Annotated in this window: 17 protein-coding genes; 8 read left to right on the forward strand and 9 right to left on the reverse strand. The window is 70.0% G+C overall.

The window, feature by feature from the left end:
- Positions 1 to 62 precede the first annotated feature (62 nt).
- Positions 63 to 2849, reverse strand: coding sequence for a M48 family metalloprotease (locus ABD798_RS03255; RefSeq protein WP_344870958.1), 2787 nt, complete (start codon positions 2847 to 2849; stop codon positions 63 to 65).
- 220 nt (positions 2850 to 3069) lie between these two features.
- Here ABD798_RS03255 and ABD798_RS03260 point away from each other — a divergent pair, with 220 nt between their 5' ends.
- The 4 genes from ABD798_RS03260 (at position 3070) to infA (ending at position 6568) form a co-directional block, all read left to right on the forward strand.
- The gene (locus ABD798_RS03260) at positions 3070 to 4908 is read left to right on the forward strand and encodes an amidase (RefSeq protein WP_344870959.1); all 1839 of its coding nucleotides are present in this window, start codon (positions 3070 to 3072) and stop codon (positions 4906 to 4908) included.
- Positions 4905 to 5078, forward strand: a complete 174-nt coding sequence (locus ABD798_RS03265; protein ID WP_344870960.1) for a hypothetical protein — start codon at positions 4905 to 4907, stop codon at positions 5076 to 5078. Before ABD798_RS03260 ends, ABD798_RS03265 begins: the two co-directional genes overlap by 4 nt.
- Before the next feature lie 693 nt (positions 5079 to 5771).
- Positions 5772 to 6347: a hypothetical protein gene (locus ABD798_RS03270; RefSeq protein ID WP_344870961.1), complete on the forward strand. Its 576-nt coding sequence runs from the start codon at positions 5772 to 5774 to the stop codon at positions 6345 to 6347.
- Positions 6344 to 6568: a translation initiation factor IF-1 gene (gene infA, locus ABD798_RS03275; RefSeq protein WP_344870963.1), complete on the forward strand. Its 225-nt coding sequence runs from the start codon at positions 6344 to 6346 to the stop codon at positions 6566 to 6568. The genes ABD798_RS03270 and infA overlap by 4 nt, the downstream gene beginning before the upstream one ends.
- A gap of 3 nt (positions 6569 to 6571) precedes the next feature.
- Here infA and ABD798_RS03280 read toward each other — a convergent pair whose 3' ends face one another.
- Positions 6572 to 7192, reverse strand: coding sequence for a Sua5/YciO/YrdC/YwlC family protein (locus ABD798_RS03280; protein ID WP_344870964.1), 621 nt, complete (start codon positions 7190 to 7192; stop codon positions 6572 to 6574).
- Complete coding sequence (locus ABD798_RS03285) at positions 7189 to 8406, reverse strand: 2-isopropylmalate synthase (protein WP_344870965.1); 1218 nt, start codon at positions 8404 to 8406, stop codon at positions 7189 to 7191. The genes ABD798_RS03280 and ABD798_RS03285 overlap by 4 nt, the downstream gene beginning before the upstream one ends.
- A gap of 153 nt (positions 8407 to 8559) precedes the next feature.
- Here ABD798_RS03285 and coaD point away from each other — a divergent pair, with 153 nt between their 5' ends.
- Complete coding sequence (gene coaD, locus ABD798_RS03290; protein WP_344870966.1) at positions 8560 to 8970, forward strand: pantetheine-phosphate adenylyltransferase; 411 nt, start codon at positions 8560 to 8562, stop codon at positions 8968 to 8970.
- Here coaD and ABD798_RS03295 read toward each other — a convergent pair.
- Positions 8967 to 9887 (reverse strand): aminoglycoside phosphotransferase/kinase family protein, encoded by a 921-nt coding sequence (locus tag ABD798_RS03295; protein WP_344870967.1) that lies wholly within the window; start codon positions 9885 to 9887, stop codon positions 8967 to 8969. The two genes, coaD and ABD798_RS03295, sit on opposite strands and share 4 nt — an antisense overlap.
- Positions 9888 to 10220: 333 nt before the next feature.
- On the opposite strand from ABD798_RS03295, the gene ABD798_RS03300 reads away from it, so the two are divergent.
- The gene (locus tag ABD798_RS03300; RefSeq protein WP_344870968.1) at positions 10221 to 10646 is read left to right on the forward strand and encodes an SUKH-3 domain-containing protein; all 426 of its coding nucleotides are present in this window, start codon (positions 10221 to 10223) and stop codon (positions 10644 to 10646) included.
- Positions 10647 to 10819: 173 nt separating this feature from the next.
- Here ABD798_RS03300 and ABD798_RS03305 read toward each other — a convergent pair whose 3' ends face one another.
- Positions 10820 to 11380, reverse strand: coding sequence for an AMIN-like domain-containing (lipo)protein (locus tag ABD798_RS03305; protein ID WP_344870969.1), 561 nt, complete (start codon positions 11378 to 11380; stop codon positions 10820 to 10822).
- Between the two features lie 201 nt (positions 11381 to 11581).
- On the opposite strand from ABD798_RS03305, the gene ABD798_RS03310 reads away from it, so the two are divergent.
- Both ABD798_RS03310 and ABD798_RS03315 read left to right on the forward strand, forming a co-directional pair.
- The gene (locus ABD798_RS03310) at positions 11582 to 13021 is read left to right on the forward strand and encodes an alpha/beta hydrolase (RefSeq protein ID WP_344870970.1); all 1440 of its coding nucleotides are present in this window, start codon (positions 11582 to 11584) and stop codon (positions 13019 to 13021) included.
- Between the two features lie 7 nt (positions 13022 to 13028).
- A complete protein-coding gene (locus ABD798_RS03315) occupies positions 13029 to 13541 on the forward strand; it encodes a GNAT family N-acetyltransferase (protein WP_344870971.1) in 513 nt (170 codons plus the stop codon).
- A 7-nt stretch (positions 13542 to 13548) separates the two neighbouring features.
- On the opposite strand, the gene ABD798_RS03320 is transcribed toward ABD798_RS03315, so the two are convergent.
- The 4 genes from ABD798_RS03320 to ABD798_RS03335 all read right to left on the reverse strand — a co-directional run bounded on the left by ABD798_RS03320 (position 13549) and on the right by ABD798_RS03335 (position 16073).
- Positions 13549 to 14025 carry a TspO/MBR family protein gene (locus ABD798_RS03320; protein ID WP_344870972.1) on the reverse strand — a complete coding sequence of 159 codons (477 nt, stop codon included), beginning with the start codon at positions 14023 to 14025 and terminating at the stop codon, positions 13549 to 13551.
- Positions 14026 to 14194: 169 nt separating this feature from the next.
- Complete coding sequence (locus ABD798_RS03325) at positions 14195 to 15076, reverse strand: SDR family oxidoreductase (RefSeq protein WP_344870974.1); 882 nt, start codon at positions 15074 to 15076, stop codon at positions 14195 to 14197.
- 15 nt (positions 15077 to 15091) lie between these two features.
- Complete coding sequence (locus ABD798_RS03330; protein ID WP_344870975.1) at positions 15092 to 15553, reverse strand: SRPBCC family protein; 462 nt, start codon at positions 15551 to 15553, stop codon at positions 15092 to 15094.
- Positions 15554 to 15635: 82 nt separating this feature from the next.
- Positions 15636 to 16073, reverse strand: a complete 438-nt coding sequence (locus ABD798_RS03335) for a DUF6463 family protein (RefSeq protein WP_344870976.1) — start codon at positions 16071 to 16073, stop codon at positions 15636 to 15638.
- Positions 16074 to 16129 lie beyond the last annotated feature (56 nt).

A 16129-nucleotide genomic window follows, 5' to 3' on the forward strand; every position in this document is an offset into this window, starting at 1 on the left:
GGAGGTCGTAGGACACTGCGTCCCATCCGGAGTCCTCGGGAGCGCTACCTTCCGGGCCGGGACTACCGGCCGCCTTGCTCGTGACGGGCGTCCAGCGCCGCCGACATCAGCGTGGCCGCCTTCGCGGCCGCTGCGGCGGCACTGTGGAGCTGGGGCAGCAGGCGCCCGGGATCAGCGGTGCAGTCGCTCCGGAGCGCAAGGTCGATGAACGCCGCCCAGTGCTGTTGCGCTCGTGCGTCGGGTATCCGGAAGTGGCGTTGCGCGCTCCGAGCGATCTGGCCCAGGTCCGCGCAGATCGGTTGCAGCGCAAGGGCTTTCTCCGTGCCCGCCGCGATTCCGCGCACGGTGGTGACGAGTCGCGCGGTGTTGCCGATGATGCTCCGGCTGAGGTCCTCGCCGCCGCTTTGCAGCCAGGAGTACACCTGGAGCGCGTGCAACCGGGGAGTGGGCGGCCGGTCGGTGGGGCGCGCGAACAACGCCGCCGCGCCGATGACACCGGGCTTACCGTTGCCCTGACTCGACTGCATGACTCCGGCCACCGCGATCGCGACGGCCGCCGCGCACAGCACTGCGACTGCTCGACGGCGTCCGGCCAGCCCTCGCGGGTTCCAGGGAGGCGGGGGAGCGGGAGTGCGCCTGCGCAGTCCCGCGACAGCGGCGACGGCGAGCGCGATGAGTCCCGCGCTCACGACGAGCGGGGTGAGGACGAGCTTGAACGCCAGGCCGGTCACGGTGGAGTGCACGCCGCAGGTCGGCTCGACCGTGCGCAAAAGCGGCACGCATCCGTCGACCGAGGTCAGCACCAGCATCCCGGCAAAGCCCACGACGGCCGCTGTTTCGGCCGCGATCAACGCGACGACGAGTCGGTACGCGCCGACTCGCGCTGAGGCCACGGCGGCGAAAACGGTCCCGGCGACCAACGCCACGAAGATCCCCGCCACGTAGGCCAGCACGAACAGCGCACCCGTGCCCGGCGCCACGGGGAGCCAGGTGTGCAAATACGCCTGCCAGCCGATGATCGCCACGCAGGCCAACGCGCCGCCGAACAGGCCGGGCAGCAGAACGCGCCGCAGCGGCGGCACACCGGTGCTTCCGACGAGAACCGCGCCGGTGTCGTCGAGCGAGGACCGGAGCCATCGCGGTGTCCCGTCCGGCGGCCGGCTCGCCCACACCAGCAACGGCACGACCCACGAAGCGCCTATCGCAGTCAGCAGCAGCATCGGCTCCGACAGCCCCTGCAACACGGGGAACAGCGTCGAGAACACCCACAACAGCGGGCCGTACCCGGAGGCAGCCTGGCCGAGCTGACCGGTGAGGACGGCCTGAATTTCCGTTGTGCCATAAGGCCAACCCGACGCGAGCAGCACACCGTCGCCGCGCCACCACACCAGCCACGAGGCCATCGCCAGCCAAGCCGCTCCCAGCGCGGAGGCCACCACCAGGCGGCCCGCGGGGCCGCGTCGCCCGGCTGTCCACAGCTGAGCGCACTCGCCGATCCACCAGGTCACGACCACGCCCGCCGCGACGACGAGCAGGAGAGCTTCGGGGTGTGCGGGTATCCACTCGGTGACCGCCGTGCGGTGGAGGAACAGTTCGCCGAAGGCCAACCCGATGCCCAGCCACAGCCCGGCGAGCGCGCCGGAGGGAGCGGGTCGCGAGGCCTGCGCCGAGTGCTCCACCGCCCGCCACAAGGCGAATCCGACCGCTCCGACGGCGAGACCGGACGGGAGCAGCGGCAGCAGCTGCGCCAGCCAGCCGAGGACTTCGCTGTCGCGCGGGAAGAAGGGCACGACGTAGGACTGGAGCTGCGCGTCGACCAGGATCACGGCGACGCCGACGAGGAAGACCGGCAGCGCCCGCACCCCGAACAGCGCCCCGGAGTCGGCGAGCGCGGCTCGGCGCAGGTCCACCCGGGGATGGGTGCGCCACAGCTCCGCGAAGGCCGCGACCACCCGGCGAGGACGCCCGGCTGGTTCTTCCACGGCCCAGGCGCTGGACTCGGCACCCCACCGCGTCGCGGCGACGTCGGCGTGCACCTCCCGACTGCGCAGCACCTCCAGCTTCGCCAGGTGGACCAGCAGCACCATCAACGCGGCGAGCAGGACGCCGCGCACCACGAACGCGGTGTCGCTGGACCACGCCGAGCCCTGGATCAGCGACACCACCATCCACCCGGTGTACGGCAGCAGCACCAGCCCGAGGAACACCCGCCAGAGCGCCACCGTGGCGTAGGTGAGCGTGATGTCGCCGTGCCGGATGTGCGCCAGCTCGTGCAGCAGCACGGCGCGGAAGCGCTCCGGCTCAGTGCTCGCGCACACCAGCATTCCGGCTGAGAGGCACACGATCGGTCGGCGGTTGCTGCCGAACACCACCGCGTCGGCTCGCGCCCTGAGCGGCTCCACGACGACCTTCGGCACCTGGCGCAGACCAGCCGTCTCGCTCGCGGCCTCCACCATCCGCAGGATCTCTCCGGAGGGGTCGCTCGCCTCCAGCGGCCTGGCGCGACGGGTGCGAAGCAGCCGCGCGGGCAGCGTCAGGAAGAGCACCACGGCGCCGACGACCACCGCGACCGGCCACCCCGCGGCCGTCCACCACGGGGGCGAGGGGCTGAAGCGCCGCCGGCACTCGTCGACGGCGGCGAACTGGTCCATGAGCGCGAGCTTGATCTGGAGGATGCCCGCGTCGGGATCAGCGCCGCCCGCCAGCTCGCACAACCGGGTGCTCGCGCCGGAAAGGCCGTCGAGGACCGTCGACATCAGCGCCCCGCTCGCGGCGACGACGAGCACCATCAGCAGCGCGAAGCGGACCGTGGTGCCCACGCCCATGACCCGCTCGTCGGCATCGATCACCGCATCCAGTGTCCGGATGCACCTCGCAGGAGCAAGGGCGTGGCCAAGAAGTGGTGCACACGCCAGGAAGGTCGTGGGCCTGCGGAGCGGCGGGATTCACGTTTCTGCCGTGGGTGAAGTCGCTACCTCCGGGTGCGGGGGTTCTCTAGCTTTCGGGCGGTTCCACTCGATCTCCGACAACCCTGCGATGTTCGCGATCGCTCGACACCAAGGCGGTTTCGTGTCCCCTGCGAGAATCAGTCGGCGTTCCCTGCTGGGCACCGCCGCGGTCGGCGGAGCCCTCGCCGTCGTCCCCGGCACCGCGAGCGCGGCCGACACCGCGGTCCTGCCGCCGGTCGACCGGATTCCGCCCCGGTCACGCCTGGTGGACTACGAGATCGTCGAGCTGGCCGCGCTGCTGCGGGCGGGCAAGGTGTCCAGCGTCGAGGTCACGCAGGCCTACCTGGACCGCATCGCCCAGCTCAACGGCCCCTTCGAGGTCTACGGCGACAACGGCCTGTACAACGCCTTCGTCCGCATCGACGCGGCCGCCGCGCTGGCCGCCGCCCGCGCTGCCGACGAACGGCTCAACGCCTTCCGCCGCAAGGGTGAGCCGGTGCCGCTGCTGTGCGGGATCCCGATGGGCATCAAGGAGACCGTCGGCGTCAAGGGCATGGCGTCGCAGAACGGCACCCGGGCCTTCGCGGGCAACCGCGCGCTGCGGGACTCCACCGTCGTCGCCCGGCTGCGCGCAGCGGGCGTGGTGCCGCTGGGCATGACGATGTGCTCGGAGTTCTCCGACACCATCGTCGGCACCTTCTCCGGCAACGCGTGGAGCCCCGCCCACATCCCCGGCGGGTCGAGCCAGGGTTCCGGCGTGGCCCCGGCCGCCCGGCTCGCCGCGGCCTGCCTCGGCGAGGAGACCGGCGGCAGCATCATCTTCCCGGCCGCGGTCAACGGCGCCACCGCGATCAAGCCCTCGCCGGGCGCCGTGTCGGCCGCAGGCGTGATGCCGCTGGTCCCCGGCTACGACGTCGTCGGGCCGATCGGCCGCTCGGCGCGGGACTCGGCACTGGTGCTGAGCGCCCTCCTGGGCCCGGACCCGGTCAACGACCCGCAGACGCTGGCGGCGCCGAACCCGTTCCCGGCCATCCCCTCCGTCCCGCGCGTGGGCAAGAAGCCGTTGCAGGGCGTGACGATCGGCATCCCGCAGACCGACTGGATGTACGTCAACTACGAGCTCAAGGCCGGTGTTTCCCCGCAATCGCTCTACGGCGCCGAGCACCGGCAGATCTTCACCAGGCTCGGCGAGCAGCTGCGAGCACTGGGCGCGCGGGTCATCGAGTTCCCCGGCCTGGACATCACCGACCCGAAGGTCAACCCCTACGTCGGCTCCTCCGACGTTCTGGCCACTGTGGACGGTTCGCCCATCTCGCCGTCCAGCGCGGTGATCCACGCCAACAGGTACGAGGTCCGCTACGCCGACGCCGTCGCCGAGTTCTGCGCGAGCGGGGTCCCGTCTGCGGAGTCCGTCGCCGCCCTCACCGCCTGGTACGGCCGCCGTTCTCCCACCGAGACCGCGCCCACCTTCGCCAGTGCCAGCCGCCTGACCGGCGGTATCACCTCCTCCGTGCGCTACGAGGGCGAGCAGCGGCGGCGAACGCTCATCGCCAACTACACCAAGGCGCTCGCGGACTCCGGCGTGGACTTCATGCTCGTCATGAGCGTCGCCGACGTCATCGGCAGGCGCGCCGGGCCCGAGGTGAGCCTCCCGGTGATGCGCGCCTTCTACCAGGTGCCCAACGCGCTGGGCTGGCCCATGGTCAGCTTCCCGGTCGGCTTCGCGCGCGGGCTGCCGGTGTCGGCCCAGTTCTGGGGGCCGCGCTTCTCCGAACCCGCGATCGTCCAGGCGATGATCGACTACCAGGCGCACCACCCCGAGCACCACACGGCCGCGCCGCTGGACCCCGCCGCGGTCGATCGCAAGGTCGTCCCGAAGCCCGCTCCGCTGCCGCCCAACGCGCCGACCAACGACCCCGTCCGCACTGACGAGCTCATCCGCAAGGCGATGGGCCGATGAGCACGCCACGGCCGCAGGAGCCGTTCTTCACCACCGCCTTCGGCACGCCGGTCAACGTCTCCATGGTGTCGCGCAACCCCTCCCCGAAGGACGGCGAGTCCTTCACCGTCCCCTGGCGGGCCATGCTCGGCACGATCGTCCTGCCGCACAAGCAGAAGGACCCGCGCTGACGACTGGGGTCACCATGTCAACCGTCTCGAACGGGGCGTGCGACATGGTGACCCCAGCCCAGCCGACCCCGTAGTTCTCCGAGCACCCCAACGCCCCGAACGGCCCCTTCGGGTACTTCAACGCCCCGAACGCCCCTTTCGGGTACTTGGGCGCCCTGAACGGCCCCTTCGGGTACTTCAACGCCCTGAACGGCCCTTTCAGGTACTTGGATGTCCCGAACGCCTCTTTCGGGTACTTGGGCGCACCAAACGGGTCGTTCAGGGAGTTCAACGCACTGAACGGGTCGTTCGGGTACTTCGGGCGTGGCCGGAGTGCGTGGCGCGGTGTTCGGGGCGGTGTCCGGCACATCGCCACGTTCGCCGGTCTTCAAGACCACCCAACCCCCGTCCCGGCGGTCTTCAACGACGGCAAACCCTGGTGGAGCGCTGGGTTTGCGGTGGTTGACGATGATCGAAACGGGGGTTTGGGGGTCTTGAAGACTGCCCAACCTCGGCTCCGGCCCGGCGGAAAGTGATCGACGAGGCGGTGGCGGGGCTGCTAGCGTGCCCGAGTCCGTGACACCGCTCCAGGAGGTGAGACCCATGACCGCTGTACGCACGTGGGTGCTCCCTCGCTTCGTCACGGTCCGGCGACCGAAGTAGCTGTCGCCGGGAGCGCCTGGACATCAAGGCACTCCCGAAAGGCGACAACTCATGGAATCTGCGCAGTCCGCCGGAACAGCGGCGGTGATCACGCGGGTCGCGGAGCACCAGTGGCAGGCCGTGGAGGACGACCGCGTGGTCGGCCGCGGCGACGCATCGCCCAGGCCCGACGGACGGATCTTCGTCAGCGTCGACGCGTGGCGCGGCGAGGTCTTCGACCAGCTCGTCGACGTGATGATGGCCGATCTGCCGATGCCGTTGTACACGCTCGTCGACGAGGCTGACCTCGACACGACGGCCAGGTGGGCGCGGGTCGGCTTCACGATCGGACGCCGTGAACGCGAATACCTCATGTCGATCGACGTGACGGCGGCAACGTCCTCCGGAGATCACGCTGGCCTGGTTCGCGTCGTGGTGCGGCGCAAGCACGCGCGCATCCAGCTGATCGAGGCACGCCGTGACGTGCTGGTCGACGTGCTGGCATCGTTGCACCACAAGGGAATCGAAACGGTGTCGTCCTATGTGGACGAATCTGACGCGGCAGTCGTCGCGCTGTTCGAGAGCGTCGGCGCCCGCCACACGAGCAGCAACCTGGAGCTGGTCAACGAAAGGAGCACGAACTCATGACGAAGACATCGGGCGGTATCGAAGTCGAGGGCACCGTCGTGGAGTGCCTGCCCAACGCCAGCTTCAGGGTGGAGCTGGAGAACGGGCACAAGGTGCTCGCGCACATCAGCGGCAAGATCAGGAAGCACTACATCAAGATCGTGCTGCTGGACCGGGTACTGGTGGAGCTGAGCCCGTACGACCTCACGCGCGGCCGGATCATGTTCAGGTACAGGTCGTAGCGGTCACCGGTACCGGGCGCGCAGGTGGGCCAGGTAGGCCTCGGGCCCGCCGTGCGCGCCGTCCTGCGCGCCCGGCCGAGTGATCGACATCGAAGTGCCGGTCAGTCGCACGGTGGTGGTGGCTTCGCGCGCGCCGGGAGCCGGTTCGCCGAGGTCGATCACCAGCGCGGCGTCGCCGAACATCGCGCGAGCTGACGCAGTGTCGGCGGCGGGGGCTGAACCGGTGCGGTTGGCGCTGCTCACGTACAGCACGCCGGCGTTGTCCAGCAACGGAAGCAGCGGTTGCCAGCGTGCGCCGAACAGCAGCGCCGTCCCGTCCCGGGTGGCCGGTGCCAGCCAGGACGGCGCTGTGGCGCGCACCGGCACGAGCAAGGTCACCAGTTCCTCGCGCAGCAACTCGTGCGCCATGGACGTGTCGGCGTCGATCGCGGGGAGAAGCTGCCGCCACACCGCGTCGTTGGTGACCCAGACGGCGGCGGCTTGTTCGGCCGGGCGCCGCTTGGCGAGGTTGACCGCAGCGGGCGCGGTGGCCGTGACGACATGGGTCAGCGGCAGCGGATTGGGCAGTACGACGGCGTTTCCGGCGTCGAGCGCGGTCCGCGCCGCGTCCAGTGCCGGGTTCATCGGGCCACCGCTCGCACGCCGTCGAGGAACTGGCCGAAGTCCTCGTCGCTGATCACCGCGGAGTTGCGCCGGTACACCTCGGACTTGACCCAGCGCAGCGCCGCGGCGACCTCGTCGCGGTCGAGCTCCACGCCGAGCCGTTCGGCCACGGCGCGCACGACCCGAGCACTGGCGAGGTGGGTGAGCACCACCGTCGGAGTGATGCCGAGCAGCGCCTGCGGATCATAGGGCTGGAACGTTTTCGGCCGCACGAAAGGAGTTCCGGTGGAGATCGTGCCGACTCCGGTGCCCACGATCGGCGTGGTCACCGACAGCGGGACTCCGGTTTCCGCGGACACCGCGCGGGCGATCGGCGGCAGCCGGGTCAGGTCCGGCGCAGTGCTCCACAAGCCGTCCTCACCGACAAGGTCGGCTGTTCGGTGCGCCAACAGGAACAGCAGCTGCTCGGTGGCGACCATGCCGCTGCGCTCGGCCACGCCCAGCCACGAACACGCGGCCACGCGAATCCCGGAGCGCACGGCGGCGAGCGTGTTGGCCAAGCCGAGCCCGAGATCGTTGTGCAGGTGCGATGCGAGCACCACGTCATCGCTCACCGCGCCGCGCAGCGTCGCGAACAGCCGCTCAGCCTGTTCCGGGAGCAGATCGCCCACGGTGTCCGCGACGACCATGACGCCCGCGCCCTCGGCGGTCAGCGTCTCGGAAACCTCGGCGAGCAGCGCCACCTCGGCGCGCGGCGCGTCGGCGAAGCAGATGTCCGGGACGACCTCCGGAGCACAATCGCGTGCCGCTCTCACCAACTGCGTGACGCGGCTCAACGCCTCGCGCGCGGGGACGTGCGTCATCGCGTCGGCCATCGCGTCCGAGCCGGGCACGACGATCATCACCCGCGCGTGCGGCGCACCACGCACCGCCGAGCACGCCAGCCGCACGTCGTCCAGGGTGCCTCGGCACACCGCCGCCGGGCTCACCGCGCCGCCGGCTTCGTGCGCCACCCGCCGCGTCGCGTCGAACTCCTCCGCGCACACCGACGGGAACCCCGCCGCGAACACCACGTGCCGCGCGCCGTCGTCACCGAAGATCCGCCCCTGCTCGCGGGCCAACCACACCCGGAAATCGGCGCTCATCACGGTCTTGCCCTGAGCCCCGTCGCGGGGCGACTCCTCCCACAGCACCATTTGCCCGGCCAGCGCCGCCTCACGCACCACATCGCTCACAACATCATCTCAACGTGCCGGCGAGGGGGCCGCGCCCGCCAACCGGGTGGGCCGGAAGCCACGTTCGAGTGTGACGGAGTCGATGGCGTCGGCAGGGTTCGCGGTGGCATGCTCACCGTTCGGTTCGTCCGGTGTGCGAAGGGGGCTGGCAGGGTGATCGCGGTGTGTGCGGGCTCGTTCGACCCGGTGACCGAAGGGCACGTGGACGTGATCACGCGGGCGGCGGCGCAGTTCGAGCGAGTGATCGCGCTGGTCGCGGTGAACCCGGCCAAGGCGGGTCGCTTCGCCGTTCCCGAGCGCGTCGCGATGCTGCGCGAGAGGCTGAGCGGGCTCGACCGGGTCGTCGTCGACTCCTGGGACGGCCTGCTCGTCGACTACTGCCATCAAGCCGGAGAGTGCGTGCTGGTGCGCGGTCTGCGCACGGGAGCTGACGTCGCCGTGGAGCTGGAGCTGTCGATGATGAACTCCTCGATCGGCGGCATCGACACCGTCTTCTTGCCGACGACCGTCGGCCTCGGCCACCACTCGTCGACGGCGCTGACCGAACTCAACGCCTACCGCTAGGCGTTCGCTCGGCGCAGGCGCTCATCGGCTTGGGCACCGACCGTGTCCGAGGACGCCGTTGTGGTGCCGTGCAAGGCTTCCCAGCGAACGTCGTGCAGCGCGGGCCACAGGCTGGCCGCCCACGCGATCTCCTGCTCCCGCACGGTGAACCGGTGCCCGCGAAGTTCCTGGTACGCCACGAGGAACGCCTCCGAGCTCTCGATCGGCGGCAGGGTCGCGGGCCCGGTCTTGGGGAACACCGCGCTCGCCGCCCCCACCAACGCGGCCTCGGGCTGCCACGCGAGGCTGTCCCAGTCGTGCACGATCCACACCTCGCCGCCGCGCCACCGGAGGTTCTGGGCTTCGAAGTCCGCGTGGCCCAGCACGCACGGCAGATCGGCCGCGAGCAGCCGGGAGCGCACGCGCTCGGCAGCGTCGACGGCGTAGACGGGCACGGCGCTCTGGTCCTGTGAATCGAGGAAATCGATCGCGGGCCACAAACCGGAATTCCCGTGATCCCAACGCACCCAGCGCGGGTTCGGCAGCGGAGGCGCCACCACCACGTCAGCCAGACGGCTCATCAACTGGGCGAAAACCGCCGCGTAGCGCACCGCTATCTCCGGCGAATCGCCCAGCAGCAGGTCACCGCCAGGTCGGTACTGTTCGGCGTGCACAGCCAGGTCGCCGACGCCGACGACGGGCGTCAGCGGCCGGGCACAGGGAAATCCCTGCTGTGCCAAGTGGGATTGCGCGACGAGACAGGACGCGGCTCGGCCGTCGTCCTCTCGGGCCTTCACCACGACGTCCAGCCCGTCGGCCAAACGCAGCCCGAACACCGCCGAGATCGACCGCTCCTCGAACAGCACGCTCACCGGCGCGTTCCCCAGCTGGTCCACGCACCAGGAAGGCAGCCAGCCCGGCAGGTCGTCCATCCGCATGGTGACGACTGTGCCACCGGTCGCTGCATCGCCGGAAGCAAAGCGGGAAGAAACACCGGCGGAAATGCTCGCGATTTCACCTTCGCGGGCAGGTGCTGATTTTATTGACGAGACGGTAAATGATCGACAGCGACGCGTTCGTCGACAATCTTTTGAACGTCGGTCCAGAAGTGTGCTTTTCCTTTTCGGGTTTCGATCGGCCTCCGCGGCCTCCAACGCGAACCAGACGGCCCAGGCGCAGGCGCCGATCTCGTTCGGCTGACGCGGATGCGAACCGGAGGGGCCGGGCGGGGAACAGAGCCAGGGCAGACCTCGGCGGTAGGGTTCCGGCGGGTGAACGTCGACGAGTGGTGGCCTCAGCGGGCGATCGACCTGCTGCTCGGGTCGGGGTGGTTCCCGGGGCGAGCGGCGGAGGTCTCCGGGTGGCGCGCGGAGCTGGCGGGGTGGGGCTTCGTGATGCACGAGGCGGCGGAGCGGGTGCTCACGGAGTTCGGTGGACTGCTGATCGAAGCCGACGGCGCTGGTGTGCGCCACGGCCGCTGCACGGTCGAGGTGGACCCGACGCTCGGCACGTTCTCGCCGGCGTGGGTCGAGGGGGTCGACGCGCAGGACCTGTACCCGCTCGGCGAGGTGGACAGCGGTCACGCCGCCCTGGCGATCAGCGCGCACGGCGATGTGTTCATGTTGTGGGGCAAGGGCTTCACCCGAGTCGGACAAGGCCGTGACGCCATCGTGCGACTGACCGAAGGCGACTACTGAACCGCTGCGGGCTACCGGACCGGCTCCCCCTCCTGCGGCTCAGGAGAACGCGGAGGCGCGGGCGATCGTGTGGATTGTGGTGTTCTGCTCACGGCGCAGCAGTGCCTGCTGCCAGGTCCTGCCGTCCTCGTCGCCGACCACGAAGATCTGGCTCATCACGTCAGTGGTCGAGCTCAGTGGTCGAGGTCGAGGATGACCCGCGTCGGCCCGGTGAGCACCGAGACGCGTGGGGGAGTGCGCCGGTTCAGCCCGATGCCGAAGCTGAGGTCGGCTTCGAAGTCCCCGGCCTGCGCGACCTCCTGGACGACGGCCAGCGCAGGGGTGAGCCTGCGGGGGCCGTCGTAGCGCAGCGCCCTGGCCGGATCGGTGACCTGGAACGAGTTGTCGGTTGTCGCGCCGTGCAGGGTGAGCTGGAGGAAAGCCTTGCCCTGCAATGGGACGGGCGCTCCCGAGCCGTCTTGGGTGACCCGGTCGACAAAGGAGTGGTCGTAGGTGGGCGGCGTGCCGTTGAACTCGAACACGATGCGGTCGTGGCCGGGGTGCGAGCCGACGCGGACCGAGGAGAGCACCGCCGCGCCCTCGGGAGCGGCGACCGTGCTGGGCGAGGACGGAGCGGCGGTGCTCGCCGTCGACGCCGCCGGGGTCGGAGCGGGGGTCGGAGCCGGTGGTGCCTGCTGGGTGCAGCCAGCCACGACCGTCAGGACCACGAGGCACGTGAGCGTTCGGCGCCGCATGCGGTTCTCCCTTCCTCGGCTTGCCACAGTGGATATCGGGTCTGCGCGGAAACAGTTACGTAGCTCTTTTCGGGTACGGGAACGCGAGTACCCAGACGTCGGTGTGCTGGAACATTCGGGCGCAAGTCCCCGTTTTTGCGGACGCGTCTGAACAGGTGCGTCCTGTTAGCCTCCGCGAATCTGTCTGGGGAAGGTGTGTTGGTGGGAAAGCGGTTCCTGTCGTTGGCGATCGCGGTCGCCGTCTCGTCGTCCCTCTGCGCGCCCGTCGCCGTGGCCGCCGCGCCGATCACCTGGACCGAGTGCGGAACGGAGTTCAAGGGCGAGTGCGCCGAACTCGCGGTGCCGATCGACTGGGCGAAGCCGGGCGGCGAGAAGTTCGGCCTGGCGATCGGCCGGTTGCCCGCGCTGAATCCGAGCAAGCGCATCGGTGTCCTGTTCGCCGGGCCCGGTGGTCCTGGGCTCTCCGGGATCGACCGGTACGTCATCGGGCGCCGCATTCCCGACGACAGCCCGCTGCGCCAGTACTTCGACATCGTGAGCTTCGACCCGCGCGGTGTCTCGCGCAGCCACGAGATCCGGTGCAGCGCGGAGTTGCTGAACGAGCCGCGGTGGGAAGTTCCGAAGAACGAGGCGCAGTTCCAGAGGCTCAAGGACATCAACGCCGCGCTCGCCGCGGACTGCCGCAAGCACACGGGGCCGCTGTTCGACCACGTCGACACGGTCAGCGCGGTCCGCGACATCGACGCGGTGCGCGCCGCGCTCGGTGAGGAGCGGATCTCCTTCTACGGCTCCTCCTACGGCACGATGCTCGGCCAGCAGTACGCCGAGCTGTTCCCCCGCAGGCTTCGGGCGAGCGTGCTGGACTCCAACGTGGACCACAGCATTTCCTCGGCCTACGAGTACCTGCGGACCACTGCCGAGGAGTTGGAGCGTTCGCTCGGCGAGTTCGCTGGCTGGTGCGCTCGCACTGCCGCGTGCGCGCTGCACGGGCGGGACGTGGTGGCTGTCTGGGACGGGCTGCACGCCAGGGCGGTGGCGGGGAAGCTGCTCGACCCGGACAACGGCCAGCAGGTCAGGCCGGAGCCGTTGCGCGGCAACCTGGACGCGTGGATGTACACGCCGTCCCGCGACTGGTCCAAGCTGGCCACCTACCTCGCGAAGCTGGACGGAGCGGCGGGGACCCGCGTGGCGGCCCCGGCCGCGGAGACCAGGCAGTACAGCCACCATGCGATCTGGTGCTCCGATTTCCGTTGGGATGTCAGCGGTTTCGCCGAGTTCGACGCGCACCTGAAGCGAGTGGAGCGCGAGGTCGCGCCGCACGCAAAGCTGTCGCCGTTCTGGACGGACGTGGGCTGGTGCCTCGGCTGGACCGGGCCGGTGAACAACCCGCAGCACAAGCTGAAGGTCAAGGACGTTCCCGCGATCCTGATGACCACCTCGCGCTTCGACGTGGCCGCGCCGCTGTCGTGGAACCAGGCGGTGCACCGGCAGATCCCCGGCTCGGTGCTGGTGCAGTACGACGGCGCCGGGCACGGTCAGCGCGTCAACAGCAAGTGCGCGCTGAAGCACATCACCGACTACCTGATCACGCTGGCGACACCACCGCCGAACACGCACTGCCCGGCCGAGTATCCGGAATGATGTGGGCATGGAACCAGATCGCCGGGTGCGACAGAGAAATGATGACGACCTCGAAGAATGTGCGCGGCTGCTCGCCGATGTCCACCACGAGGACGGCTATCCGGTGAACTGGCCCGAGCGGCCCGGCGAGTGGTTGTCGCCGGAGTCGTTGTTGCGGGCGTGGGTCGCGGAGCTGGACGGAGGCGTCGTCGGCCACGTCGGGCTGTCCCGCCGTGGTGAGGGAGATCTTGCGCCCGGCCTGTGGAGCGAGCGCAGCGGGCAGAGCCCCGACGAGACCGCAGTGCTCAACCGACTGTTCGTCACTCCGCGCGCCCGAGGGCATGGCATCGGTGCGCTGCTGATCGAGCGCGCTGTCGCGGAGGCACGAGAGCGCGGCGTCCACCCGGTGCTCGACGTCGTGGCCTCCGACACGGCGGCGGCGGCCCTGTACGAGCGGCTGGGCTGGGTGCACATGGCCACCGTCGAGCAGCGGTGGAGCCCGTCGCAGGTGGTGACCGTTCGCTGTTACGCGGCGCCGTGACGCGCGCTCAGTTCAGCACCACCAAAGCCAGGTTCAGGGCCGTGGCGAACAGAATCCAAGCCAGGTAAGGGATCTGGAGCAGCGCGGCGGCTCGGGAGCGCCGGGCGAAAAGCCAGATGCACGCCACCACCGCGATGTCGAGCGCGATGATGTCGACGAGTGCGGCCGTGCGCAGCCCGGAGCCGAAGAACAGCGGGCTCCACGCGGCGTTGAGCACGAGGCCGACGGCGTAGGTGATCAGCCCGGCTCGGGTTCCTCCGCTGCGCCAGTAGAGCCAACCGGACACCGCGAGCATCACGTACAGGACTGTCCACATAGGACCGAAAAGCCATGGCGGGGGAGCCCAGCCGGGTTGGCGGAGCGCCGTGTAGGTCCCCGCCGCGTCTCCGGTCGCCGTCGCGCCCACGACGGCGACCACGGCGACGGCGGCGCCGAAAACCGCCAGCGCGACAGGTGATGAGGGAGTTCGGACAGCCATCGACATGACTCGCGCCTCTCGCTTGACCGTGAGCAGTACGAAACGGGAGGCCGCTAGGCCCTGCCTTGTAAGCCATCAGGTTCGCCGGTCTTCAAGACCACCCAACCCCCGCCCCCACCGTCTCAAACGACAACAAACCCCGCAACACACAGCGCAACCACCTACAGGACAAGCTCTAGGTGAGGGGCTTGCCGCCGGTGACGGCCATGACATCGCCGGTGACGTAGCTGGACTCCTGGGAGGCGAAGAACACGAAGGGAGCGGCCAGCTCCGCGGGTTGCGCGGCGCGGCCGAGCGGGGTGTTGGCGCCGAAGGAGTCGACCTTCTCCTCAGGCATGGTGGCGGGGATGAGCGGTGTCCACACCGGTCCGGGCGCCACCGAGTTGACGCGAATCCCCTTGTCCGCCAAGTCCTGCGCGAGCCCCTTGGTGAAGGTGACGATGCCGCCCTTGGTCGTGGCGTAGTCCAGGAGCTCGGGCGAGGGCTGTGCCGCCTGGATCGAGGAAGTGTTGATGATGCTCGAACCCGGGCGCATGTGCGGGACGGCCGCCTTGCACAGCCAGAACAGGGCGTAGAGGTTGGTCTTGATCACCCGGTCGAACTGCTCTGTGGAGATGCCGAGGATGCCTTCGTCCTGCGACATCTGGTAGGCGGCGTTGTTCACCAGCACGTCGATCCGCCCGAACTCCGAGACCGCGCGCTCGACGATCGCCGCGCAGTGCTCCTCCGAGCGGATGTCGCCGGGCACGCAGATCACCGATCGTCCCGCCTCCCGCACGAGCTCGGCGGTGCGCTCGGCGTCCTGCTGCTCCTGCTCCAGGTAGGACAGGAGCACGTCGGCTCCCTCCCTGGCGAAGGCGAGCGCGACGGCGCGACCGATGCCGGAATCACCTCCGGTGATCACGGCCTTGCGCCCTTCGAGGCGGCCGGAACCGCGATAGGTGTCTTCGCCGTGGTCGGGCTCGGGCGACATCCCGCCGCCGGAGCCGGGGTGCTCCTGCGCGTGCCCGGTCTGCTGGTCCGGTGTCGGGTACTGGGTCCGAGGGTCTTCAGCCATGCGCTCTCCCACCTCTCAGCTGCCGGGGCGTTCGACGTCGCCGCGCCACGCGCCCGTCTCGGCGCCGACGCGCTCGATGAACTCCTTGAAACGCCGTAGATCACCCTTCACCTGCACGTCGAGCAGGCCGAGCTTGTCCGCCGCGTGCTCGGCGAAGCCAGCGGGGTCGATGTCCATCTGCGCGGTGACCCGGGTCGCGGTGTCGCTGAGGCGGTGGAAGGTGATCACGCCCGCGTGGGTCGGGCCGGAGTCCGACCGCCACGCGACCCGTTCGTCGGGGTGCTGCTCGGTGATCGTGGCGTCGAACTCCCGCCACACCCCGCCGATCTCGGTGGTCCAGTGCGTGCGGGTGTCGTCGAGCTGGCGCACCTCGCGCACGCCGTCCATGAACTCGGGGAAGGACTCGAACTGCGTCCACTGGTTGTAGACCCTCGACACAGGGGCCTCGACGTCGACGGACTTGGTGATGGTGCCCACTGGTCCTGCTCCTTGCCGCGAGGTCGTTCCGGGCGTTCGGTCAGGCGTGGTGTACCCGTGACCGACCGGCGCAACCCTCGGTTCACCGGCGCGCGGTCCGGCCCCCGACCGCGAGCAGGACGCCGATCGTGGTCAGGATGAGTGTTCCAGTGCTGAAGCTGCCCAGCAGTCCGATGAGGACCGCCCACGCGGCGACGCCGAGGCCCACCCAGCTTGGCACGACCTCGCCGCGCCGGGTCACCCAGATCACGAGCGCGCCGAGCAGGAGCAACGGCACGCCGAAGCTGCCGACGCTGAACCAGAACGCCTCCGCCAGCGCGAGTCGCTCCGGCGGCGGGTCGAGCGTGAGCGTGCCGAAGAAGCCCTCCGCGAAGATCTGCGACCAGGCCGTCGAGCGCATCAGTCCGGCGACGATGGTGTGGAAGAGGCCGCCGCACACGGCGAGGACCCCGCCCCACGCCGAGACCGAGCGCCACCATGCGCGCGTGGTCGTTCTCCTGGACTGCACTTCACTCGTCATGCCGCCAGCCTGCGCACCCGCCGAGCGCCGGTCCTCGCCACAAGGTCTGCACCCCC

Origin of the sequence: Allokutzneria multivorans, assembly GCF_039537405.1 — a bacterium.
GTDB classification, from domain to species: Bacteria; Actinomycetota; Actinomycetes; order Mycobacteriales; family Pseudonocardiaceae; genus Allokutzneria; species Allokutzneria multivorans.

Coding starts and splice junctions, on each gene's coding strand:
- ABD798_RS03265 (WP_344870960.1), top strand. CDS start 4,905: ATGAGCACGCCACGGCCGCAGGAGCCGTTCTTCACCACCGCCTTCGGC.
- ABD798_RS03270 (WP_344870961.1), top strand. CDS start 5,772: ATGGAATCTGCGCAGTCCGCCGGAACAGCGGCGGTGATCACGCGGGTC.
- infA (WP_344870963.1), top strand. CDS start 6,344: ATGACGAAGACATCGGGCGGTATCGAAGTCGAGGGCACCGTCGTGGAG.
- ABD798_RS03280 (WP_344870964.1), bottom strand. CDS start 7,192: ATGAACCCGGCACTGGACGCGGCGCGGACCGCGCTCGACGCCGGAAAC.
- ABD798_RS03295 (WP_344870967.1), bottom strand. CDS start 9,887: ATGCGGATGGACGACCTGCCGGGCTGGCTGCCTTCCTGGTGCGTGGAC.
- ABD798_RS03305 (WP_344870969.1), bottom strand. CDS start 11,380: ATGCGGCGCCGAACGCTCACGTGCCTCGTGGTCCTGACGGTCGTGGCT.
- ABD798_RS03315 (WP_344870971.1), top strand. CDS start 13,029: ATGGAACCAGATCGCCGGGTGCGACAGAGAAATGATGACGACCTCGAA.
- ABD798_RS03320 (WP_344870972.1), bottom strand. CDS start 14,025: ATGTCGATGGCTGTCCGAACTCCCTCATCACCTGTCGCGCTGGCGGTT.
- ABD798_RS03325 (WP_344870974.1), bottom strand. CDS start 15,076: ATGGCTGAAGACCCTCGGACCCAGTACCCGACACCGGACCAGCAGACC.
- ABD798_RS03335 (WP_344870976.1), bottom strand. CDS start 16,073: ATGACGAGTGAAGTGCAGTCCAGGAGAACGACCACGCGCGCATGGTGG.